The organism is Nonomuraea sp. NPDC049714 (assembly GCF_044465295.1).
Taxonomy (GTDB): domain Bacteria; phylum Actinomycetota; class Actinomycetes; order Streptosporangiales; family Streptosporangiaceae; genus Nonomuraea.
In genome coordinates, this window is record NZ_JBITLM010000006.1 from 507,320 (window position 1) to 529,827 (window position 22,508).

Annotated in this window: 22 protein-coding genes; 8 read left to right on the forward strand and 14 right to left on the reverse strand. The window is 72.1% G+C overall.

Features of this window, described 5'->3' with window-relative positions; genetic code table 11:
• A complete protein-coding gene (locus ACIBQX_RS25875) occupies positions 1 to 1,356 on the reverse strand; it encodes a M20/M25/M40 family metallo-hydrolase (protein ID WP_397008710.1) in 1,356 nt (451 codons plus the stop codon).
• Between the two features lie 234 nt (positions 1,357 to 1,590).
• On the opposite strand from ACIBQX_RS25875, the gene ACIBQX_RS25880 reads away from it, so the two are divergent.
• Both ACIBQX_RS25880 and ald read left to right on the forward strand, forming a co-directional pair.
• Positions 1,591 to 2,973 carry an aspartate aminotransferase family protein gene (locus ACIBQX_RS25880; protein ID WP_397008712.1) on the forward strand — a complete coding sequence of 461 codons (1,383 nt, stop codon included), beginning with the start codon at positions 1,591 to 1,593 and terminating at the stop codon, positions 2,971 to 2,973.
• Between the two features lie 59 nt (positions 2,974 to 3,032).
• Entirely contained in the window at positions 3,033 to 4,148 is a 1,116-nt protein-coding gene (gene ald / locus ACIBQX_RS25885; RefSeq protein ID WP_397008714.1) for an alanine dehydrogenase, read from the forward strand.
• A gap of 7 nt (positions 4,149 to 4,155) precedes the next feature.
• Here ald and ACIBQX_RS25890 read toward each other — a convergent pair whose 3' ends face one another.
• From ACIBQX_RS25890 to ACIBQX_RS25920, 7 genes are all read right to left on the reverse strand, one after another.
• Positions 4,156 to 5,583, reverse strand: a complete 1,428-nt coding sequence (locus tag ACIBQX_RS25890; protein ID WP_397008716.1) for a tetratricopeptide repeat protein — start codon at positions 5,581 to 5,583, stop codon at positions 4,156 to 4,158.
• 53 nt (positions 5,584 to 5,636) lie between these two features.
• Positions 5,637 to 6,521 (reverse strand): sulfite exporter TauE/SafE family protein, encoded by an 885-nt coding sequence (locus ACIBQX_RS25895; RefSeq protein ID WP_397008718.1) that lies wholly within the window; start codon positions 6,519 to 6,521, stop codon positions 5,637 to 5,639.
• Between the two features lie 164 nt (positions 6,522 to 6,685).
• Positions 6,686 to 6,925, reverse strand: coding sequence for an SHOCT domain-containing protein (locus tag ACIBQX_RS25900; RefSeq protein WP_397008720.1), 240 nt, complete (start codon positions 6,923 to 6,925; stop codon positions 6,686 to 6,688).
• 131 nt (positions 6,926 to 7,056) lie between these two features.
• Positions 7,057 to 7,536 (reverse strand): Clp protease N-terminal domain-containing protein, encoded by a 480-nt coding sequence (locus ACIBQX_RS25905; RefSeq protein ID WP_397008722.1) that lies wholly within the window; start codon positions 7,534 to 7,536, stop codon positions 7,057 to 7,059.
• Positions 7,533 to 7,730 (reverse strand): helix-turn-helix domain-containing protein, encoded by a 198-nt coding sequence (locus tag ACIBQX_RS25910; RefSeq protein ID WP_189138928.1) that lies wholly within the window; start codon positions 7,728 to 7,730, stop codon positions 7,533 to 7,535. The genes ACIBQX_RS25905 and ACIBQX_RS25910 overlap by 4 nt, the downstream gene beginning before the upstream one ends.
• 38 nt (positions 7,731 to 7,768) lie before the next feature.
• Positions 7,769 to 8,695, reverse strand: coding sequence for an LLM class flavin-dependent oxidoreductase (locus ACIBQX_RS25915; RefSeq protein WP_397008724.1), 927 nt, complete (start codon positions 8,693 to 8,695; stop codon positions 7,769 to 7,771).
• Positions 8,696 to 8,784: 89 nt separating this feature from the next.
• Positions 8,785 to 9,231: a MarR family winged helix-turn-helix transcriptional regulator gene (locus ACIBQX_RS25920; RefSeq protein WP_397008726.1), complete on the reverse strand. Its 447-nt coding sequence runs from the start codon at positions 9,229 to 9,231 to the stop codon at positions 8,785 to 8,787.
• A 408-nt stretch (positions 9,232 to 9,639) separates the two neighbouring features.
• Here ACIBQX_RS25920 and ACIBQX_RS25925 point away from each other — a divergent pair, with 408 nt between their 5' ends.
• Entirely contained in the window at positions 9,640 to 11,112 is a 1,473-nt protein-coding gene (locus ACIBQX_RS25925; protein WP_397008728.1) for an FAD-dependent monooxygenase, read from the forward strand.
• A 7-nt stretch (positions 11,113 to 11,119) separates the two neighbouring features.
• On the opposite strand, the gene ACIBQX_RS25930 is transcribed toward ACIBQX_RS25925, so the two are convergent.
• Together ACIBQX_RS25930 and ACIBQX_RS25935 are read right to left on the reverse strand one after the other, a co-directional pair.
• Positions 11,120 to 11,767, reverse strand: coding sequence for a response regulator (locus ACIBQX_RS25930; RefSeq protein WP_397008730.1), 648 nt, complete (start codon positions 11,765 to 11,767; stop codon positions 11,120 to 11,122).
• A complete protein-coding gene (locus ACIBQX_RS25935) occupies positions 11,764 to 12,876 on the reverse strand; it encodes a sensor histidine kinase (protein WP_397008732.1) in 1,113 nt (370 codons plus the stop codon). The genes ACIBQX_RS25930 and ACIBQX_RS25935 overlap by 4 nt, the downstream gene beginning before the upstream one ends.
• 94 nt (positions 12,877 to 12,970) lie before the next feature.
• Between ACIBQX_RS25935 and ggt the strand changes: the two genes are divergently transcribed.
• Positions 12,971 to 14,701, forward strand: coding sequence for a gamma-glutamyltransferase (ggt, locus tag ACIBQX_RS25940; protein ID WP_397008734.1), 1,731 nt, complete (start codon positions 12,971 to 12,973; stop codon positions 14,699 to 14,701).
• A gap of 81 nt (positions 14,702 to 14,782) precedes the next feature.
• On the opposite strand, the gene ACIBQX_RS25945 is transcribed toward ggt, so the two are convergent.
• Positions 14,783 to 14,953: a hypothetical protein gene (locus tag ACIBQX_RS25945; RefSeq protein ID WP_397008736.1), complete on the reverse strand. Its 171-nt coding sequence runs from the start codon at positions 14,951 to 14,953 to the stop codon at positions 14,783 to 14,785.
• 104 nt (positions 14,954 to 15,057) lie between these two features.
• On the opposite strand from ACIBQX_RS25945, the gene ACIBQX_RS25950 reads away from it, so the two are divergent.
• Positions 15,058 to 15,837 (forward strand): SURF1 family protein, encoded by a 780-nt coding sequence (locus tag ACIBQX_RS25950; protein WP_397008738.1) that lies wholly within the window; start codon positions 15,058 to 15,060, stop codon positions 15,835 to 15,837.
• Positions 15,838 to 15,839: 2 nt separating this feature from the next.
• Positions 15,840 to 16,163: a DUF3817 domain-containing protein gene (locus tag ACIBQX_RS25955; protein ID WP_397008740.1), complete on the forward strand. Its 324-nt coding sequence runs from the start codon at positions 15,840 to 15,842 to the stop codon at positions 16,161 to 16,163.
• An 18-nt stretch (positions 16,164 to 16,181) separates the two neighbouring features.
• Here ACIBQX_RS25955 and ACIBQX_RS25960 read toward each other — a convergent pair whose 3' ends face one another.
• The 3 genes from ACIBQX_RS25960 to ACIBQX_RS25970 all read right to left on the reverse strand — a co-directional run bounded on the left by ACIBQX_RS25960 (position 16,182) and on the right by ACIBQX_RS25970 (position 18,471).
• Entirely contained in the window at positions 16,182 to 16,376 is a 195-nt protein-coding gene (locus tag ACIBQX_RS25960) for a hypothetical protein (RefSeq protein WP_397008742.1), read from the reverse strand.
• A gap of 105 nt (positions 16,377 to 16,481) precedes the next feature.
• Positions 16,482 to 17,558, reverse strand: a complete 1,077-nt coding sequence (locus ACIBQX_RS25965; protein ID WP_397008744.1) for a protein kinase — start codon at positions 17,556 to 17,558, stop codon at positions 16,482 to 16,484.
• A 73-nt stretch (positions 17,559 to 17,631) separates the two neighbouring features.
• The gene (locus tag ACIBQX_RS25970) at positions 17,632 to 18,471 is read right to left on the reverse strand and encodes an arylamine N-acetyltransferase (protein ID WP_397008746.1); all 840 of its coding nucleotides are present in this window, start codon (positions 18,469 to 18,471) and stop codon (positions 17,632 to 17,634) included.
• Positions 18,472 to 18,544: 73 nt separating this feature from the next.
• Here ACIBQX_RS25970 and ACIBQX_RS25975 point away from each other — a divergent pair, with 73 nt between their 5' ends.
• Positions 18,545 to 19,228, forward strand: a complete 684-nt coding sequence (locus tag ACIBQX_RS25975; protein WP_397008748.1) for a response regulator transcription factor — start codon at positions 18,545 to 18,547, stop codon at positions 19,226 to 19,228.
• Positions 19,225 to 22,503: a DUF4153 domain-containing protein gene (locus ACIBQX_RS25980; protein WP_397008750.1), complete on the forward strand. Its 3,279-nt coding sequence runs from the start codon at positions 19,225 to 19,227 to the stop codon at positions 22,501 to 22,503. Before ACIBQX_RS25975 ends, ACIBQX_RS25980 begins: the two co-directional genes overlap by 4 nt.
• Positions 22,504 to 22,508: the final 5 nt, after the last annotated feature.

A 22,508-nucleotide genomic window follows, 5' to 3' on the forward strand; every position in this document is an offset into this window, starting at 1 on the left:
TCAGACGCCCAGCGCCGACGGCAGGCTGAGCTCCTGCAGGAAGAGCGCCTCAGCGGTGGCGATCCGGCGCAGCTCCTCCAGGTCCACCCGCTCGTTGGGCGCGTGGATCGAGGCGTCCTCGTCCTCGGCGCCGAACAGCAGGATCTCCGCCGCCGGGAACTGCTTGAGCAGCGTGTTGACCAGCGGGATCGACCCGCCGGCACCCACGTCCCTGGGCGGGCGGCCGAAGGCGCGTTCCATGGCGCGGTTGAGCGCCGCGCGGGCCTTGCCGCCGGAGTCCGCCTGGAAGCCCGAGCCGACCGTGAAGTCGCCGAACGACGCCTGCACCCCCCAGGGCGCGACCTGGCGCAGGAACTCCACCACGGCGTTGACCGTGGTCTTGGGGTCGCCGGCCGGCGGGATGCGGACCGTGACGCGGGCGCGGGCCACGGGCTGCACGGCGTTGACGGCGCCGGAGACCGACGGCACGTCCAGGCCCGTGACGGTGATCGCGTAGGAGGCCCACAGGCGGTCGGCCAGCGAGCCGGAGCCCACCAGCGAGACACTGTCCAGCACCCCGGCCGTCCTGCGGAACTCCTCCTCCGCCGGACCCTGGCCGAGGAACCTGCCGCGCGGCAGGCCGGGCACGCGGATGTCGCCGTTGTCGTCGTGCAGCGCGGTCACCATGCGCATCAGCGCGGCCAGCGCGTCGGGGGCGGCGCCGCCGAAGGAGCCGCTGTGCAGCGACTCGCGCAGGGTGCGGACCTCCATGGTGAAGGCCGCCATCCCGCGCAGCGACGTGGTGACCGCCGGGTCGCCGACGCGCGGGTTGCCGGTGTCGGCCACCACGATGGCGTCGGCCCGCAGCAGCTCGGGGTTGCGCTCGACGAAGGCTTCGAGGCGCTCGCCGGCGTACTCCTCCTGGCCCTCGACGATGACCTTGATGCCGACGGGGAAGCGGCCCTGGAAGACGCGCAGCGCGGTGACGTGGGAGATGATGCCGGACTTGTCGTCGGCCACCCCCCGGCCGAACAGCTTGCCGTCGATCAGCGTCGGCTCGAACGGCGGGGTCCGCCAGGCGGCGAGGTCACCGGCGGGCTGCACGTCGTAGTGGGCGTACAGCAGGACGGTCGGCATGCCGGGCGGGGCGGGCGCCTCGCCGTAGACGGCGGGGAAGCTGCCCTCGACGGGGATCCGCTGGACGCGCGTCAGTCCCGTGCTGCGCAGCAGCTCCTCCGTCGCCGCGGCGGCGGCGTGCACGGCCTCTTCGGGGTGTCCGGGGAAGGCCACGGAGGGGATCGCGGCCAGGCGCTTCAGCTCCTCCACGGACTGCGGCATTCCGGCCTGTACGGCGCTCTCGATCTGGTCAGGCGTCACGGGAAGGTCCCCCGGGGGTCGTTCGAGATGGTCAACGTCTCATTGGATCACAGAAGGCTTCACACTGCGTGAAACGGGATGACCCGCGCGCTAATCTACCTGCGGATTTCGTAGTGCTCGCATGTCGGAGCTGCGGATCTCGGTTTTCTCGCAGAGAGTCGCGACGCATTCGCTTGGCAAAGCCCAGGTGAAGATGCAGACTGTGGGACAGGTCAGACGCAAGGGAAGATAGACATGACGCAGCCGGAAAACGACGTCCTGAAGGCAGCTCAGGACAACCTGTGGTTGCACTTCACCAGGCACAGCGCCCACCAGCGAGCCGAGATCCCGACCATCGTCCGCGGCGAGGGCTCCTACATCTACGACATCCACGGCAAGCGCTACCTCGACGGCCTGGCCGGGCTGTTCGTCGTCCAGGTCGGCCACGGGCGGGCCGAGCTGGCCGAGGCCGCCGCCAAGCAGGCGCAGGAGCTCGCATTCTTCCCCCTGTGGTCCTACGCCCACCCCAAGGCCGCCGAGCTGGCGCAGCGCCTGGCGGGCCTGGCCCCCGGCGACCTCAACCGGGTCTTCTTCACCACCGGAGGCGGCGAGGCGGTCGAATCCGCCTGGAAGCTGGCCAAGCAGTATTACAAGCTCGTCGGCAAGCCGCTCAAGCACAAGGTCATCAGCCGCGAGATCGCCTACCACGGCACCCCGCAGGGCGCCCTGTCGATCACCGGCATCCCGGCCTTCAAGCAGATGTTCGAGCCGCTCGTGCCCGGCTCGATCCGGGTGCCCAACACCAACCACTACCGCGCCGACGAGATCAGCGGCATCCCCGGCATGACGCCCGAGCAGTACGGCATCTGGGCGGCCGACCGGGTGGCCCGCGCGATCGAGATGGAGGGCCCCGACACGGTGGCCGCCGTCTTCGCCGAGCCCGTGCAGAACGCGGGCGGCTGCTTCCCGCCGCCGCCCGGCTACTGGCAGCGCCTGCGCGAGATCTGCGACACCTACGACGTGCTGCTCGTCTCCGACGAGGTCATCTGCGCCTTCGGCCGGCTCGGCACCATGTTCGGCGGCGAGAAGTTCGACTTCGTGCCGGACATCATCACCTGCGCCAAGGGCATGACCAGCGGCTACTCCCCGATCGGGGCGATGATCGCGCACGAGCGGCTGTTCGAGCCGTTCAAGAACGGCGACCACATGTTCGCCCACGGCTACACCTTCGGCGGTCACCCCGTCTCCGCCGCCGTGGCGCTGGCCAACCTCGACATCTTCGAGCGCGAGGACCTGCTCGGCCACGTCACCAAGAACGAGCCGGTCTTCCAGGCCGCCCTCGAACGCCTGAAGGACCTGCCGATCGTCGGCGACGTCCGCGGCTCCGGCTACTTCTGGGGCATCGAGCTGGTCAAGGACAAGACCACCAAGGAGACGTTCACCGCCGAGGAGTCCGAGCGGCTGCTGCGCGGCTATCTGTCGCAGGCGCTGTTCGACGCCGGGCTCTACTGCCGGGCCGACGACCGCGGCGACCCCGTCATCCAGCTCGCGCCCCCGCTGATCGCCGGGCAGAAGGAGTTCGACGAGATCGAGTCGATCCTCCGCACGGTGCTCACCGAGGCGTGGGCGCGACTCTGAACACCCATCCGGTACGGCACGCCGTACCGGATATTTTTTTCGCCGAAAGGAACACCGCCATGAAGATAGGCGTGCCGGCCGAGGTCAAGAACCACGAATACCGCGTCGCAGTCACCCCGGCCGGCGTGCACGAGCTGGTCAGCCACGGTCACGACGTCACCGTCGAGCGAGGGGCGGGCCTCGGCTCGCAGATCACCGACGAGGAGTATCTCGCCGCCGGCGCGAAGATCCGCGACAGCGCCGACGCCGTGTGGGGCGAGGCCGACCTCGTGCTCAAGGTCAAGGAGCCGATCGCCGAGGAGTACCACCGGCTGCGCGAGGGCCTGGTGCTCTTCACCTACCTCCACCTGGCCGCCTCCCGCCCGTGCACCGACGCCCTGCTCGCCGCCCGGACCACCGGCATCGCCTACGAGACCGTGCAGGTGGGCCGCTCCTTGCCGCTGCTCGCCCCCATGTCGGAGGTCGCGGGCCGGCTGGCCCCGCAGGTCGGCGCCTACAACCTGATGCGCTTCAACGGCGGTCGCGGCATCCTGCCCGGCGGCGTGCCGGGCGTCGCCCCCGCCAGGGTGGTCGTGATCGGCGGCGGCGTCTCCGGCCTGAACGCGGCGCAGATCGCGGTCGGCATGGGCGCCCAGGTCACCGTCCTCGACACCGACGTGGACCGGCTGCGCTTCATCGACGCCGTCTATCAGGGCCGCCTCACCACGCTGGTCTCCACGGCGTACGCGATCGAGCGGGAGGTCCTGCGGGCCGACCTGGTGATCGGCGCGGTGCTGATCCCCGGAGCCAAGGCCCCGACGCTGGTCAGCGACGAGCTGGTGGCCCGGATGAAGCCGGGCTCCGTGCTGGTCGACATCGCCATCGACCAGGGCGGCTGCTTCGAGAGCTCGCGCCCCACCACGCACGCCCAGCCCACCTACCCGGTGCACGACTCGCTGTTCTACTGCGTGGCCAACATGCCCGGCTCGGTGCCCAACACCTCCACCTACGCGCTGACCAACGCGACGCTGCCGTACGTGGTCAAACTTGCCGAACTGGGCTGGCAGGAAGCGCTCATGAGCGACGCCGGCCTCGCGGGCGGCCTCAACACCCACGCCGGCGCCCTCACCAACGAGCCGGTCGCCCAGGCGCTACGGCTCCCGTTCACCCCGGTGGCCGACGTCCTGGCTGCTTGACACCTGTTCAGCGGCGGTGCGGGGCGCCTGTGCCGCCTCGGCCGGCGCTGGACGGGCCGAGGCGGCGGCGCAGCTCACGGGCCGTGGCCAGGACGTGCCACACCTCGCCGGGGCTCGGCCACGGGCCGCTGCCCGGCCGGAGCAGGGTGCCGCGCACCGAGGCCAGATGCTCGACCGCGCTGGCGTGCAGCCGGCTCCGGTTCACCAGCCAGTCGATCACGTCCGCGTGGTCGTGCAGCGGCCTGGTCACCAGGTCCCAGGTGCCGAGGATCTCGGTCAGCTCCGGCACGGACAGCGGGACGCCGCCCCGGCGGCCGGTGGCGGCGGCGGCCAGCTCGGCCCGCGCCACCAGCTCCGGCTCGGCGGGCCGGTCCCAGGCGGGCGGCGGCGGGTCGGCCAGCCACTCCTCCGCCTCGCTCCGCCTGCCCGCCGCCGACAGCAGCCCGCCCAGCTCCATGGCGGCCCCGTGGTGCCCGGCCAGCGCCGCCTGGCGGAACCAGTGCTGCCCGCCGCCCAGATCGCCGAACTCGGCGATGAGCAGCAGCCCGAAGTTGAACGCCGACTCCGCGTCGCCGCCCGCCGCGCCCCTGCCGAACCAGTGGCTCGCGCCCCTGGCGTCACCGAGCTCCACGCAGACGAACCCGGCCATCCGCTGATCCTCCAGCCGACCGGCGCCCGCGGCCTGCTCGTACCAGGCCCGTGCGGTGCGCAGGTCGCGCCGGGACAGCGCGATGCCGCCGAGCTGGGACGCCGCGCCGGGGTGCTCGCTCCTGGCGGCCAGCCGGTAGTAGGCCTCGGCGCCCTCCGGGTCACGGCTGGCCTGCAGGAACAGGCCCAGCGAGTAGGCCGAGTCGGCGTGGCCGCTCTGGGCCGCGCACTCCCACCAGTGCACGGTCTCCTCCTCCTGCCCGCACGAGTAGGCCAGGAAGCCCGCGTCGTGCGCGGAGGAGGCGTCACCGGCGGCGGCCGCCGTGCGGTGCCACTCCCGCGCGGCCGAGGTCTCGCCCGCGTCCTCGCACATCAGCGCGAGCCTGCGGGCCCCGGCTCGCGACCCCGCCTGGGCGGCGATCTCGTACCAGCTCCTGGCCTGTGCCAGATCGCCGCGCTGCTCCAGCAGCAGCGTGCCGAGATTGACCGCGGCCTCCGCGTCGCCGGCGCCTGCGGCCACTTCGTACCAGGTGACGGCGTCGTCCAGGCTGCCGTGTTTCTCGTGCCAGATGCCGAGGTTGTAGGCGCTGTCGATGTTGCCGCCCGTCGCGGCCCGCTCCCACCAGTGGCGGGCCGCCGCGCGGTCGCCGCGCTGGGCGTAGAGCCGGCCGAGCCGGTGCGCGGCCTGCGCGTCGCCGGCCTGCGCCGCCATCAGCAGCTCGGCCTCGTCCCCCACGCGTGGCGCCGGGACGGCCGGCATCGCCACCTCACCTTCCCACCTGGCCATGGCCACAGGGTGGCATGTAATCGCCCGGATGCGAACCGTAATCGCCGAGCCGATCAGGAGAACTTGATGAACCCGGTGAACATGCCCATCCCGCAGGCGTAACGCAGCGAGCCCGCAGGTTGCGGAGGCAGCCGTACGGTGGCCGGCAGGGCGACGTCGCGCCCGCCGATCGCGACCGTGTCCGTGCACCCCCGGTCCACCACCTTGAACACCACCTGGACGGGCACCCCGGCGGGCGCCTCCACGGCCGCGGGCCGGTAGCCGTCGTGAGTGGCCCAGATGGTGACGATCGGGCTCGACGGCCCGCCGCGCTCCGTCGTCGCGGTCGCGGGCAGCCAGCCCCCGAGGCTGATCCCCGACCCGATGGTCCACACCCCGGCCGCGATGGCGAGCACCGCCGCCACCTTCGACAATCTGGTACGCGAGACGCGCCGCAGCAGATAACCGAGCAGCGCGAGGGCGGGGGTGGTGCCGAGCACGAACCCGGCCATCACGGCCGCCCCCGCGAGAGGCGAACCGCTGGAGACGGCGATCAGCTCCATGCCGATCGTCACCCCGCAGGGGACCAGGATCGTCGCCGCCCCCAGCAGGGGCGCGGCCAGCCCCGGCGACTCCCGCCCGGGGGGCTCGCAGCCGGTGCGGCGCAGCAGCCCGACCGCGAAGGCGATCACCAAGACGCCCGCCGCCACCAGGAGCAGCGCCCGGAGCGCCGGCGGCGGCTTGACGGCCGCCCCGAGCAGGCCGAGCAGGGCGCCGGCGGCGGAGTAGGAAGCGAGCCGGCCGGTGAGGAACCAGGCCAGCACGACCGGATCCCTCGCCCGGCCCGCCGAGCGGGCGGTCAGCCCCATGAGCAGGCCGCCCTGGACGGCCGTGCACGACGCGGTCCCCGCCACCAGCCCGGCCGCCAGGCCGCTGGCCAGCAGGGCCGTCGCCTGCACGCTCAGCGGACGAGCGCCGGGCCGGGGCGGCCGCCGTCGTGCCGGCCGCAGAACCTGGCGATCGCCCGCATGCCTCGCCCCACTTCTCGTAAAGGGTCCTCCCAAGGAACGTATCGGCCCGCGCCGAACGCGACCAGTTACAGTTCGCTGACCCTGGGTGCCGTTTACGAGGTCGCGCCCTTGAGGACGGACATCTTCTCGAAGTACTCGTCATCGTTCATCTCGCCGCGTGCGTACCTCTCGGCGAGGATCCGCTCCGCCGACGCCGTCGGCGTGGTTTCGGTACGGCCCGCCTGGCCCTTCTTCCGCCAGGCCCAGAGGCCGAACGCGACGACGGCGACCCAGAACAGGCCCCAGACGAGCGGGATGACGGGCCAGAAGCCCGCGTGTGCGAATGTGTTCATGTCTCCTCCTTGACGTACCTCAAGGTTCGCCGCAGAAGAAGCCCCGCGAATCGGACTCCGGGCGCGTCCTGCCGTCCACCCGGGGGAGTGCTCGACGTCGCCCGCCCTACGCTCCTGGACGTAGATGGGTGTCAGGTCTCCAGGCGGGTGCGGACGGTGGCGCGGTCGATGCCGAGGCGGTCGACGAGGGCGGCTACGGGGTCGGGGTGCCGCTGGTCCAGCAGGGCCAGCAGCACCGCGGCCGGTCCGGTGCGGTCTCGGGTCTTGCGGCTCGTCGCCTTGATCGCCTGATTGATGACGGCCCGCGCGCTCGACGTCAGCGCGGTGGCGGGGATAGGCGGGTGCTTGCGCGGGCTGCCGAGAGGGGTGTCGCCGATGTCGAGGCCGATCGCTCGCAGAGCGGCCTGGTCGAGCGAGTCCAAGGCCGCTCGCGCGGTGCGCGCGTCGACGCCCAGGGCGCGGGCCGGCGGGCCTGACGGGTCGCGGAGCAGGCCAAGGAGCAGGTGTTCGGTGCCCATCCGGCGGTCGCCGCGCTGTCTCGCCTCGTCCATGGCCGCCTTGACGGCGACCGCGAACGGGCTCTTGTCCATCCCGAACATGACGAGCCTCACTTTCCGTACTTGGCGTGCACCGACTGGCGCGACATGCCGAGCGCGTCGCCGATCTGCTCCCACGTCCAGCCCTGCTCCCTGGCCAGCGCGACCGAGGCGGCCTCGACCTGCTCGGCCAGCCGGTGCAGCGCGCCCACCGCGCGGAGCCCGAGGGCGGGGTCGTTGGACTTGATGCGCTCAGACAGCTCTCCCATGTCCACGACGTCAAGCTAGCCTGACGCGGACGCTCCTGTCAATCCAGCCTGACAGGAATCTCCTTCGCGACCGCCTCGCGTACGGCCGGCGCGATCTCCTGGGCCCAGCGGGCCAGGAGGGTGTGGTCGGGGGCGTCGTGGCCGGCGGTGAAGAGCGTGAAGCCCGACGCGCCGTGCTCCAGCACCGCGCCGGTCAGCTCCTCGACCCACTGGCCGGTGGAGCCGCCGATCCAGCGGCCGTCGCGGTCGCGGGTGGCGGGCAGTGGCCGCTCGGTGATGCGGCCGGGGAGGTTGAAGACCGTGCGGATCTCGCTCGGCGCGCGGCCGGCGGACGCGGCCGCCTCGTCGATGATCGGCCGCGAGGTCCGGTAGCGCTCGCTGAGCCAGTCGGCCGCGTGGCCGGGGATCCAGCCGTCGGCCACCCGGCCGGTGGCGGCCAGCGACTTCGGGCCGACCGATCCGGTCCACACGGGCGGCGCGGCCACCGGAGCGGGCTCTATCTTGTTCACCTGGTAGTGGGTGCCCTGGTAGGTGACCGGAGGGCCGCCGCCCGACAGCAGCTTGACCAGGACGATCGCCTCCTCGAAGGCGTCCACGGCCGCGCCCGGTGACAGCCGGGGCACCCCCATGTCGGTGATGCGGTCCCACAGCCCGCCCGCGCCCATGCCGAGCACGACCCGGCCCTCCGACAGCGCCGACAACGACGTCACCGTCCTGGCCAGCATGGGCGCGGGCCGTGTCGGCAGGTTGGTGACGTTGGCGAAGCCGGCGATGCGCTGGGTGCGCCCGAGTATGAAGCCGAGCGCGGCGTAGGCGTCCAGCCGCCCGCCGATGTAGGGATGGTCCGACAGGGTGAAGAGGTCGAGCCCGTCGCGGTCGGCCTGCTGTGCCATGCGCAGCAACTCGGGTATGTCGTCGATGCCGGAATGCGCGCCGAAACCGAACACGATGTCAAATGGGGACATTGTTCTGCCTTTCAGGTGCCGCAACATAGAAGTTCGTTCCACGAACAATATTAGTTCGTGGAACGAACTGCAACTCTGCCGGCGCGCGGTCACCTGAAGACGACGGGCACCTTGTTGTCCGCCACGACGCGGCCGAGCAGGGCGGCGAGCGTGTCACGCTCCGCCGGGGTGAAGGCCGAGGTCAGCGCCTCGACGCGGCGGCAGGTCTCGGCGTAGAACTCGTCGGCCAGTTTGGCGCCGCGCCTGGTGAGCGCCACCCTGACCGCGCGGGAGTCCTCCAGGTCGGCCTCCCGCCGGACCAGGCCGTTGCGCTCGCTGCGGTCCACCAGGCCGGTCAGGCTCGACTTGGCCAGCCCGAGTATCGCGCCCAGCTCGCCCATGCCGTACGGCTGCGCCATCAGGACGCACAACAGCTGGCCCTGCTGCTGGGTGATGCCGTACTCGCGGGCGGAATTCACGTACACGGCATTCACCAGGAATGCGGACCGCACTAGTGCGGACACCGTGCTGATCTGCCCGTCAACATACTCGCTCATCGGCCCAGAGTAACAAATTCGTGGGACGAACTACCCTGGTTCGGACGGGCGTCTGGTGGAGGAGGACGACGCGCCGGCCCTCGGGGGTCCGGCGATAGACCGTCGACGCGTACCACGAGGACGTCTCGTCTCCGGTGGTGCTGGTCAGTGTGGAGGCGACCACGGCTCCCGCGTCGCCGAGGGGCTCGGCCACGACATCATGCGCCTGATCGCGCCGGTCCGGGTCGCCGCGCCCCTTGGCGTACACGTCGTGGCGATGTCTCTCATCCGGTCGGCTCCCTTGTCGTGGAATGGTGCGGCCCGCGCTGTCAGCCGTACTGACATCTCCTGTCGCGCTGACCCGTTCTCCCACGTCCACTCTGTCAGGCTGGCTTGACGGCGCTCGCGTGTCAGCCTAGCCTGACAGGTATGGACGAAGTGATCATCGTGGGAGCCGGCCCTGTGGGGCTGATGCTGGCGTGCGAGCTGGCCCTGGCCGGCGTGCGCCCGACCGTGCTGGACAAGAGACCCGAGCCCAGCGACCTGCCCAGGGCGAACGGCGTCGGCGGGCAGATCGTGCGGATGCTCGACTACCGAGGGCTGCTGGAGCGCTTCGCCGAAGGCAGCCCCTTCGCCGGGCGGCCACCCGGCTTCCCGTTCGGCTCGGTGCCGCTGCGCTTCGCCGGGCTGGACGACATCCCCCTGCGCATGGTGATGATCCAGCAGCCGCGCATGGAGCGGCTGCTGTCAGAGCGCGCCGCCGAGCTGGGCGTGGAGGTCGTACGGGGGACTCCGGTGCTCGGGATCGGCCAGGACGACGACGGCGTCACCCTCGACCTGCCCGGACGGCGAGTGCGCGCCCACTGCGCGGTCGGCTGCGACGGCGGCCACTCCCTGGTCCGCGAGCGGCTCGGCATCCCCTTCCCCGGCACCACCGACGACGAGGTGCTGCTCCTGGGCCACTTCAAAACCGACCAGGTCACCGGCCTGTTCGAGCGGTCGCGGGTGATGGGCCTGGAGCCCGGCTGGAACCACACGCCGCACGGCCGCCTGCTGCTCACCTCACTACAGCCCGGCGTGCACATCGTCGGCGTCCGCGAGAAGGGCGCCACGGGCCCGGTGACCCTGGCCGGCTTCCAGGCGGCGATCCGCCGGGTGATCGGCGCCGACCTGCCGCTCGGCGAGCCGATCTGGCTGTCCAGTACGGTCACCCAGGCGCGGCTGGCCGAGCGCTACCGATCGGGCCGGGTCTTCCTGGCGGGTGACGCGGCGCACCTGTTCCCCGCCGGCGGCTCGGCGCTGAACGTCGGGCTGATGGACGCGGTCAACCTCGGCTGGAAGCTGGCCGCCGTGCTCACCGGCCGGGCCCCGGTCCGGCTCCTGGACACCTACGAGACCGAGCGCCGCCCGGTCGGCGAGCGCACGCTGGCGCACACCCGGGCACAGGCGGCCCTGGAGCGGCTGACCGGCGAGGACGGCGACGCGCTGCGCGACCTGCTGGCCGAGATCTTCGCCTTCGAGCAGCCCGCGCGCCACCTCGCCAACCTGCTGCACCTCTCCGACACCAGGTCCGGCCTGCCCTCCCCGGACGGCGTGCTCGACGGAGAGGCCGGTCGTGGGGGCGTCGTCGGCGCCGATCTGGTCGGCCGCCTGGCTCCCGATCTCCAGCTGAGCACCGGGGACGGGCCCACGCGGGTGGCCGAGCTGATGCGCGACGGCCGCCCCCTGCTGCTGGACCTGGGCGGTGGCGCCACGCTCGACGGCGACTGGATCCGCGTGGTCCGGGCCCACTGCGCCGATCCCCCCGCCGACACCCTGCTCATCCGTCCCGACGGACAGGTGGCCTGGACGGGGACGGCCGGGCTGCGCGAGGCCGCCGCCGAATGGCTCCAGCCGGCCTGAGCGATCGTCAGAGCCAGCCCGGCCTGACCAGTCCGGACTCGTACGCGATCACCACGAGCTGGGCCCGGTCGCGGGCGTGCAGTTTCATCATCGCCCGGCTCACATGCGTCTTGGCCGTCGCCGGCGACATGAACAGCTTGGCCGCGATCTCGTCGTTCGTCATGCCGGTGCCGACCAGGGCCAGCACCTCGCGTTCGCGGTCGGTGAGCAGGTCCAGGCCGTCGGCGGCCAGCGGCTCCTTGGCGCGGGTGGCGTACTCCGCGATCAGGCGGCGCGTCACGCTGGGGGAGAGCAGCGCCTCCCCGGCGGCGACCACCCGCACGGCCTGGATGAGCTCGGCCGGTTCGGTGTCCTTGACCAGGAAGCCGCTGGCCCCGCCCCGGAGGGCTTCGAAGACGTACTCGTCCAGCTCGAAGGTCGTCAGGATGATGATGCGCGGGCCGTCGGGCATCTGGCGGGTGGCGGTGAGGCCGTCGGTGCCGGGCATCCGGATGTCCATCAGCACCACGTCCGGCGCGTGCTCGCGGGCCCGGCGGACCGCCTCGGCGCCGTCGGCGGCCTCGGCGACGACGGTCATGTCGGGCTGGGCGTCGAGCAGCGCCTTGAAGCCGGCCCGCACCAGGGCCTGGTCGTCGGCCAGCAACACCTTGATCATGGGTTCTCCTCGGGTAGGGGCAGCCGGGCGGAGACCTGGAAGCCGGTGCCCGCCGGGCCGGCGACCAGGGTGCCGCCGAGGGCGGAGGCGCGTTCGCGCATGCCGGGGATGCCGTTGCCGCTGCCTTCCTCCGACAGCATGGTGGGCGTGGTCGCGCCGGTGTCGGCGATCCGGACGGTCAGCTCGGCCGGGCCGTACTCCAGCTGGACCGTGACCTGCGATCCGGGCGCGTACCGGGCGGCGTTGGTGAGCGACTCCTGGACGATGCGGTAGGCGGCGCGCTCGACCTGGCTCGGCAGCGGGCGTGAGCCGGCCCGGTCGAGGGTCACGTCGAGGCCGGAACGCTCGACCAGCTCGTCCAGGCGGTCGAGCCCGGCGGTGGGGGAGCGGGGGGCGCCTTCGCGCAGCACGTTCAGCACCGAGCGCATCTCGCCGAGCACCTCCTTGGAGGCGGTCTTGATGGTGGCCAGCGCGGTGCGCGCGTGCTCGGGATTGTCGTCCATGAGGTGCAGCGCGGTCGAGGCCTGGACGTGGATGAGGGAGATGTTGTGCGCGAGCACGTCGTGCAGCTCCTGGGCCATGGTCAGCCGCTCCTCGCTGGCCTGCCGCCTGGTCTCCTCGTCGACGGCCCGCTGTTGCTGGGCGCGGCGCTCGCGCAGGATCCTGGTGAGCTCGGCCATCACCATGACGAGCAGGATGAACGCGGTGATCGCCGAGTCGTGGAAGAGCCCGGCCGACTCGCCCGAGAGCAGGTAGCCGTAGCTGAGGAAGACCGCGAGCGTGACCCCCGCCATGCTCCAGGCGGCCACCCGTAGTCCCTGCGTGACCAGGGAGAAAAGCATGATGATCGGAGCCAGGTAAACCGGCCCGTACGGATACCCAAGCCACGTATACACATATGTCGCCAACAACGTGACGATCGTGGCCGTGATCGGATATTTCCGGCGCACCAGGATCATCAGCGGCCCGACGAGCAGCAGCGCATAGGCCACCGGGTCGAGTGGCTCCCTGGAGGCCCGCTGTCCCCAGGCCGCCCCCTGAGAGAGCACCACCTGGGCGACCGCGACGATCAACGCGAGGTACGGATCGAAACCGGACTGCTTACGCACAACCCCACGCTAGGTCCCGCATTCCACCACCGCATCCTCTGATGGTGGAAGGGGGCCCTACCGCGATGGGCGTAGCTGGGCCATGGTGGAGAACATGCGCCGAGTGATCGTTCCCGCAGTAGCAGTCCTCGTCTCGCTGGCCACCGCCGTTCCCGCGCCGGCCACAACAGAGCAGCAGAAGGTCCCGGTCGCCGAGGGGTACGGCGGGGCCGTCGCCACCGTCGACCTGGACGCGAGCAAGGCGGCCATCGCCGTGCTCAGGAAGGGCGGCAACGCCATGGACGCCGCGGTCGCCGCCGGAGCGGTGCTCGGCGTGACCGAGCCGTACTCCGCCGGTCCTGGAGGCGGCGGCTTCATGGTCTACTACGACGCCAGAAGGCGTCAGGTCCACACCATCGACGGCCGGGAGACCGCCCCCGGAGCCATGACCGCCACCAGCCTGGAGGGCATCCCGTTCGCGGAGGCCGTCACCAGCGGCCTGTCAGCGGGCGTGCCGGGCACCGTCGCCCAATGGGACCTGGCCCTGCGCCGGTTCGGCACGCTGTCGCTGAAGCAGGCGCTGCGGCCGGCGATCGAGGTGGCGGCCAAGGGCTTCGTCGTCGACCAGACCTTCCACGACCAGACCGCCCAGAACGCCGACCGCTTCAAGGACATCACCTCCACGGCCCGCCTCTACCTCCCGAACGGCTCGCCGCCGCCCGTCGGCTCCGTCTTCAGAAACCCCGAGCTCGCCGCCACCTACCGCGAGCTGGGCGAGCGAGGCCCGGACTGGCTGTACAGCGGGCAGCTCGGCAGGGAGGTCGTGGCCACGGTCAAGCAGCCGCCGGTCACCCCGGGCGCCGCCCGCACCGTCAGGCCGGGGCTCATGGAGATGCGCGACCTGCGGAGATACCAGGCCCTGATGCGGGATCCGACCCGCGTCGACTACCGGGGGATGACCGTCTACGGCATGGCGCCGCCGTCGTCCGGCGGCTCGACCGTGGGCGAGGCGCTGAACATCTTGGACGCGCTGCCCGAGGTGGGCCTGCACGAATACCTGGAGGCGTCCAAGCTGGCCTTCGCCGACCGCAACGCCTACGTCGGCGACCTGCCCGGCGTGCCGCTGAAGGAGCTGCTGTCGGACGGGTTCGCCAAGGAACGCGCCTGTCTGGTCGGCGACCGGGCCATCGCGGCCCCGGCCGCGCCCGGCGAGCCGGACGGCGACTACGGCCCCTGCGCCGCCCCGACCGGCACCGCGACCCCGACCGCGGAGGAGGGCCCTGAGACCACCCACCTGGTCGTGGCCGACCGCTGGGGCAACGTGGTCGCCTACAACCTGACGATCGAGTCCACCGGCGGCAACGGCATCGTGGTGCCCGGCCGCGGCATGCTGCTCAACAACGAGCTCACCGACTTCACCTTCGGCCCCGCCCCGGGCGACCCGAACCTGCCCGCACCCGGCAAGCGCCCCCGCTCCTCGATGGCGCCGACGCTGGTGTTCGACCACGGCAGGCCGGTGCTGGCGCTCGGCTCGCCCGGCGGCTCGACGATCATCACGACCGTGCTGCAGATCATGGTCAACCGGTACGAGTTCGGCATGTCGCTGCCCGAGGCGCTCGCCGCTCCCAGGGCCACGCAGCGCAACACCGCGCAGACCCAGGCCGAGCAGGCCTTCCTCGACCGCTACCAGCAGGAGCTGACGGACCGGGGGCACCAGCTGGTGCTGAACCCGGAGATCGGCGCGGCCACCGCGCTGGAGATCCTCGACCGGAACCGGGTCCAGGCGGTCGCCGAGCCCAGCCGGCGCGGTGGAGGCAGCGCGCTGGTGGTGCGGCCGAGGCGCTGATCCATCGGTTCGACCCGCCGCGGGCATGGCGACGCCCCGCCACTGTCCGCGGCGGGTGGGTCAGTTCTATGGGGAAAGGGCTTACTGCAGGAGGAGGAACGCGGCCACGCCGATGACGACGACCACCGCGACCACCGCGATGATCGGCAGCAGCGGCGACTTCTTGGCCTTCTTGGACTCCTGCTCGGACCGCTGCGCGAACGCGCGGAACTGCTGGGTGCTGCCCGAAGGGTCGATATGCTGGTCAGACATGGGCAGCAGCCTAGCGGGATCACATGCCGTTTTTGCGCGGTTTTGCGCGATCCGTGGGGTGGGCTGGTGACGGGACCGGTCCGGTGGGCGGATAGCTTTGACCCATGCTCAGGACCCTGTTGTCCCCTCGCCTTCTGGGGTTGCACCTGCTCACGATCGGGGTCGTGCTCGCGTTCATCTTTCTCGGACGCTGGCAGCTCGGCGTGTTCCAGGACTCCGGCAAGCCGCAGGCGATGACCGATCCCGAGCCGGTGAGCGTCACCACGCTCGCTCAGGTGGGCGCGCACATGCACAACGTCGCCGTGGGGCGCAAGGTCACCGCCGAGGGCGTCTACGACGCCGGACGCCAGCTCCTGGTCGCCGACCGGCCGCCCGACGTGGCGGCGCCGGGCGGCAACGTCTCACGCGGCGAGGGCTACTGGGTGCTCACCCCGCTCCGGCTCGACGACGGCACGCTGATGCCGGTCGTGCGCGGCTGGGTGGCGAAGGCCGACGACCCGGGCACCGCCGTGCCCGGCGGCCGGATCGCCGTGCAGGGGCGCCTGCGCCCGCCGCAGGGCACCGACGGGGTGCAGCGGCGACCGGAGGGCGTGCCCGCCGGCCAGGTGCAGACGGTCTCGACCGGTGAGCTGATCAACCTGTGGAGCGGGCAGAAGGTGCGCAACGGCTACGTCGTCGCCCAGCCGCCCTCGGGCTCACTGACCCAGGTCAAGGCGGCCCCGCCGATCGTGGGCGGCGAGCTGACGTGGCGTAACCTCGCCTATGCCGCCAACTGGTGGATCTTCGCCGGATTCGCCGTGTTCATGTGGTTCCACTTCGTACGTGATGCCGTACGAGCGGATCGGGACCGCGACAGGTCCCCCGAGATGGTTCTGGAAGGTTAACGGTGGAATCGGCTCTCAAGCCCTTCCGGGTGCTCGCGTACGTGGTCGGCGTGATGCTGCTCATCCTCTGCGTCGCCATGGTCATGCGCTACGGCTTCGGCAGCGCCGGCCTGTCGAAGACGATCGCGCCCATCCACGGCGGCCTCTACATGCTCTACCTGGTCGCGGTGATGAACCTGGGCATGAAGGCCCGCTGGTCGTGGCCGTACATGCTGGGCGTGATGCTCGGCGGCACGGTGCCGTTCCTGTCGTTCTTCGTCGAGCGCAAGGTGCGCGAGCGGGTGGCCGGACAGAGCACGGCCGGACAGAGCACGGCGGAGGCCTGAGGCCCCCGCCGCGCCGGGTCAACGGCCGATGCCGCGCTTGCGGGATCGCTTGAGCCGCTCGCGCTGCGACGGGTCGAGCATCAGGTAGCCGATCACCGGTGCGGCGACCACGCCGAGGATGACGAGCAGAGTCACGAACCCGGCCCCAAAGAAAATCAGCGAGAGCAGAACAGCGGCGCCTGCGCCGATGGCGTACTTCTGGACTGGTGACATCCTCAACTTCCTCCGAACGCGGAGCGCGCGCCCCGCCTCTCCCACATTGTGCGTCGTCCTGCCAACGAGTGGGCCCCCTGCCTTGGTTCCTGGTCACGATGTATCTCAACCGTTGTGCTCCAACACCCCCATGAGCCTGCGGCGCAGCACGTCAGCGGCCGGACGCCGGCCCGGCTCGCCCGACAGCAGGTCGAACAGCACCGGAGCGAGCGCCCCCGCCCTGCTGAGCGGCGCGCCGGGGGCGGGCGGCCGCCCCTGCACGGCCGCGAACAGCGTCGCGCCGAGCGACCACAGATCCGCCGCCGGGCTCCCGGCGCCCTCGGGCGGCGTGAAGGCGGGCAACTGGGCCGGCGCCAGGCGGGGGACCAGCGTGGCGTGCCCCCACTCGTTGATCAGGACGCTGCCCGGCTGCACGCCGCCGTGGTGCTCGCCGCGCGCGTGCGAGTCCGCGAGCTGATCGAGCACGGCCAGCCCGATCGCGGCCACCTCCGGGGGCGGCATCGGCCCACCGGCCGCGACGACCTGATCGAGGGAGCGGTCCATGGCCAGCCGGCGCAGCGTCTCGGCCACCGTCCGCACCGGCGGCGTGTCCGTGGGGCGCAGCATGGCCCTGATGAGCGAGCGCAGCGGCTCGGTGCCCTCCGCCGGAGCCTGGCCAGGCGGGCGTCCCTCGACCGCGAAGTGCAGCGTGGCGGCCAGCGACCACATGTCCGCAGTCGGCCGCATGCCCAGCGCGGGCAGCCCGAACCCGGTCAGCAACGCCCTTCCGGTGCTGGTGAGCAGCACGTTGCCCGGATTCACCCGGCCGTGCACGATCCCGGCCGCGTGCGCGGCCTCCAGCGCCGACAGCAGGTGCACGCCCACCCGCGCCGCCTGCAGGACCGGCAGCGGGCGGCGCGCCCGCACGCTCTGCTCCAGCGACGATCCCGAGACGAACTCCATGACCAGCCACGCCTCGCCGCCCTCGACGGGCACGTCGAGCAGCGGCACCACGCAGGCGTGCGACAGCCCGGTGGCGCGCCGCGCCTCCGCCACCGCCGGCTCCCGCGACTCCGCGGGGACGCGCAGCCTCCTGACCACGACGTCACGATGCTCCTGCTCGTCGAAGGCCAGCAGGAGCTCACCGCCGCCCAGGGGATTGAGCAGGCGATAACGTCCGGCGAGCTTTCCTGTCTCTCCCATAGCGAGGTGCACGATAGCGTCACGCCTCCGGACATGGCCATGGCCAGCTTTCACCAATGACGGTCTACCCGTGTCAGGCGCTCGTCAGCCACGTCTCGTGCGCCGAGTGGACCTTGCGCCACAATTTGTCCCTGTCCTCCGCCTCGACGTCGTCGAGCGGCAGGTTGAAGATGTCGTCGAGCGCCGCGTAGAAGTCGCCGGCCGTGTCCAGCGTGATGGCGTCCGCCCAGGTCCCGACCCGGGACAGCCTCAGCCCGCGCAGACTGTCCACCCCCTTGGCGTCCCTTCTCTGCACGCTCAGCACCCGGACGAACCCGGACGTCGGTGACGTGCTCAGGTGCTCGTGCATGGCCGTGAAGGCCGACATGTCTGTGGCGGCGAGCCCGAAGTCCATGCCGGCGAACGAGCCGCTCGGGTCATGGTCGAACCGCCAGCCACCGGGCGCCACCTCCGACGGGCGCAGGCCGTACGTGAAAGGGCCCTGCACGTAGGAGCCCGCGACCAGCGGGAGCGGCTCGTGCAGCGCGTCGCCGAGCCCGACGTCGACCAGCCACTCGCCGCCCGGATTGGCCTCGTCCGGCAGGCCGCGCACGGTCAGCACCAGGTGGTTGGCGATGACGCCGGGCTCGGCGCCCCGAGTTTGGACGCCGCCCACATGCCTGGTGACCTGGTAGCCGAGGGCCGTGGCGAGCGCGGAGAACGCGCCGTTCAGGTGGTAGCAGTAGCCGCCGCGGCCGCCGATGATGCGGGCCGCCGACTCCAGCGGGTCGACCGTGGTGGGCCGATCGAGCCAGATCTGCAAGGCCTCGTAGGCGACGCGCTCCACATGGGCGGCGTGCAGCGCCCGGAGTCCGGCCGCTGATGGGGCAGCCTGCGCGAGGCCCAGGCGTCGAAGGTAACCCGCGGTGTCCACCCGCCCAAGTCTGCACCGGATGTGCACGAATTGGGGAGTGCCGTCTGCACGGGCCACTCCTAGGCTTTCGAGCGTGACAGAGCAGCGACGCATCCTCGTGGTCGAAGACGACGCCACCATCGCGCTGGCCGTGCGCGACAGGCTGGCCGCCGAGGGGTTCGACGTCCGGGTGGCCGGCGACGGGCAAACCGCCCTGGTGGAGTACGGCAAGGCGGAGCCCGACCTGGTCATCCTCGACCGGCTGCTGCCCGTGCTCGACGGGCTGGAGGTGTGCCGCAGGATGCAGGCGGCCCGGCCGGTGCCCGTACTGATGCTGACGGCCCTGGGGGAGGAGACCGACGTGCTGGTCGGGCTCGGGGTCGGCGCCGACGACTATCTCGCCAAGCCGTTCAGCATGCGGGAGCTGGTCGCCCGGATCCACGCGCTGCTGCGCCGGGTCGAGCGGGCCGGGCAGCTCGTCGCCGAGGACACCGTGATCAGGGTGGGCGAGGTGGAGATCGACACAGCCGCCCGCAGGGTGTTCGTGCGCGGCGCCGAGGCCCAGCTCACCCGGACCGAGTTCGACCTGTTACGCCGCCTGGCCGAGCGGCCCGGTCAGGTGTTCGAGCGCGAGCGGCTGCTGTCGGACGTGTGGGGCTTCTCCGAGGCCGCCGCCACCAGGACCGTCGACAGCCACGTACGGGCGCTGCGCCGCAAGCTCGGCCCCGACGTGGTGCGGACGGTGCACGGCGTCGGCTACGCCCTGGTGCGCCGATGAGGCCGCTCGACTTCCTCGGCCGGATCAAGGTCAAGCTCGGCCTGGTCATAGTGCTGGCCGTGGCGACCGCGTTCGTCGTCAACGAGGTCGGCATCAACTCCGGGCTCTCGCGCGAGGTCCGGATCGCGGTGGCCGTGGCGCTCGCCCTGATCATGGTTCAGCTGCTCGCCGCCGGGATGACCAAGCCGCTGCGCGAGATGGCCAGGGCCGCCCAGACCATCGCCAAGGGCCGCTACACCCTGCGCGTCCGGGCCACCTCGCGCGACGAGGTCGGCGAGCTGGCCAGGGCGTTCAACGCGATGGCCGACGACCTCGGCGCGGTCGACAGGCAGCGGCGCGAGCTCGTCGCCAACGTCAGCCACGAGCTCCGCACGCCCATCACCGGCCTGCGCGCCGTGCTGGAGAACGTCGTCGACGGCGTGTCCGCGCCCGACCCGGCCACCATGCGCACCGCGCTCGCCCAGACCGAGCGGCTCGGCCGGCTGGTCGCCCAGCTTTTGGACCTGTCCCGGCTGGACTCGGGCGCGCGGCTCATCGAGCCGGAGCCGGTCGAGCTCGCGCCACTGGTGGAACAGGCGGTGGCGGAGGCGTCGCTGGCGCGCGAGGACGTCCGGCTGCTGCCCCGGACCACCGGCGGGCTCGGCGTGCGCGCCGACCCCGACCTGCTGGCCCAGGTCCTGGCCAACCTGCTCGACAACGCCGTACGGCACAGCCCGGCAGGCGGCACGGTCACCGTGACCGCCACCGGGGAAGGCGCCGGGATCCGGCTCGTGGTCGCGGACCTGGGGCCGGGTATCCCCGAGGCGGCCAGGGGGCGGGTGTTCGAGCGCTTCTCCCGGCTGGACGCGGGCCGCGCCGCCGACGCCGGTGGCGCCGGGCTGGGGCTGGCCATCGTGAAGGAGATCGTCGAACTGCACGGCGGTTCGATCCGCATCGACGACTGCGCGGGGTGCCGCATGATCATCGACTTACCAGGGAGGACCACGATGGCCGACGAGCCACGGGAGCCGGAGCGGGCGACGGGGGAGCAGACGACGGTCCGGGACGAAGCTCCCGTACCGGGTCCGCAGACGGCCCCACAGACGGCTTCACAGACGATGGCTCAGCCGGAGGACGGTCGGGACCCGGTTGAGGGGGACCTGGCGGGGGCCGTGCCTGGCCGAACCGAGCGCGCCGGCTCGGTCGAGGTCGAAGGCGGGTCGGTTGTGGTCGAAGGCCGTCCGGTTGCGGCCATGGGCTGGCCGGTCGACGCTGAAGGCCGGTTGGTCGTGGCCGGAGGGGCGGTGGCCGAGGGTGAGGGGTCGTCCGCCGAGGGCTCGGACGGGGCTCCGGCCACCGCCGATGCCGCCGTCGCGCGTCAGGACGCGCCCGCCGTTCTGGCCCAGGAACCCGCCGCCGATGCACGGGCGCTGCGGCCGGGCGTCCCGGTGCAGGTCCGGGGGACGGGTGAGTCGTCCCGCGAGCGGCTGGCGAAGATGGCGGTGGGGGTCGTCGTCGGGGTGATGGTCGGCTTCCTGATCGGGATGTTCGCGGCCGTGTTCGCCAGCTTGATGCTGGGGGACAGTTTCGGGTTCGTCACTCTCGTGCTGTGCACCGCGACCTTCGGTGCCATCGGGGCGTCCCTGGGCGCGGGCTCAGGCCGCCGAGGCGTCTACGCGGCCACCACGCCGCGCACGCCGCCCGCGGCGTCCACGCCTGAGTCGTCGTCGGCCGCGTCGGCATCGTCCGCGTCGTCCGTGCCGTCCTCGCCGTACCAGCGTCAGGAGCCCTTGGCGGGGCAGCCGCACGGCGCGCAACCTCCTCCTCCCGCGTACGTCCCGCCGCCGCTGTTCCCCCGGCCGGAGCTGCCGGAGACGCCGCGCTGGCTGCTGCCGGCGGCGGCGGGGGCGGGCGTGTTCGCGGCGGTGGCGCTGCCCGACGCGCAGGTGGGGCTCGGCATCGTGCTGGTGTCGATGGTGCTGGGAGCCGCGGCGCTGCCCGCGGTGCTGCGGCGGATGACGCCGTGGACGGTGGCGTACGGGCTGGTGGCGTACGTGCTGATCGCGATGGCCGCCATCAGGGACGCCGACTGGCTGGTGACGTTCCTGCTCCTCGCGGGGGCGGCCCTGGTCGCGCTGGCCGTGTCGGGAGCCGGGCGCGGCTGGCTGGGCGTGATCAGGGGCGGCGCCTCGGTGTTGCTGGCGCTCGGGCCCGTGCCCTGGTTCCTGGCCAGGCCGCTGAAGAACCTGCGGGCGAAGGGCGGCATCGTGTCCACGCTCGCCGCGTTGGGCATCACGGCCGTGCTGCTGGTGGTGTTCGGGCTGTTGTTCGCCTCGGCGGACGCGGTGTTCGCGAGCTATGTGGAGCGGCTGACGACCACGCCCGTCTGGGCCGAGTCCCTGCCGTTGCGGATCTTCGTGTTCCTGTTGTTCGCGGCGCTGCTGGCCGCCGTGGTGCTGGTCGCGCTGCGGCCCGTCGTCGATCCGGTGGCGCCGGAGATCAAGGTCGGCGTGCGCAGGACCGTCTGGCTGCTGCCCCTCACCGCGGTGAACCTGCTGTTCGCGGTCTTCGTCATGGTCCAGCTGACCGTGCTGTTCGGCGGTGACGCCCTGGTGCTGAAGACGGCGGGGCTGACCTACGCCGAGTACGCCAGGCAGGGCTTCTTCCAGCTGGTCGCGGTCAGCGTGATCGTGCTCGGCATCGTGGCGGTGGCCGCGAGCGTGCTGAAGACCGAGCGGCGGGAGCGCTGGCTGCTGTCCGGGCTGCTCGGCGTGCTGTGCGGGCTCACCCTCGTGGTGCTGTTCTCCGCGCTGCACCGGCTGGGCCTCTACACCGACGCGTACGGCCTGTCCCGGCTGCGCCTGTCGGTGCAGGCCACGATCTGGTGGTTGTTCGCGCTGTTCGCGCTGGTGCTGATCGCCGGCGGGGTACGGCTGGCCGGGCGGGGGACCGGCTGGCTGCCGCGCACGATCGTCCTGGTCACCGCGCTCGGCCTGGCCGCCTTCGCCGTCGTCGACCCGGACCTGCGGGTGGCCGAGTCGCAGGTCGAGGCGCGCGGGGGGCAGACGTTCGACACCGACTACCTGGGTGATCTGGGCGCCGAGGCCGTCCCGGCGCTGGACCGGCTGCCGGAGCCGCTGCGCAGCTGCGTGCTCTCCGACGTGGCCGCGGCCAACGAGCTGGGCGGGCCCGATCCGTGGAACGGCTGGAACCTGGCCAGGGCCGAGGCCCGCGCCCTGCTGGCCGAGCGTCCCATCCTCCCGGCGGCCTCCTGCGCGGCCCGTTCTGGTGATTGAATCCG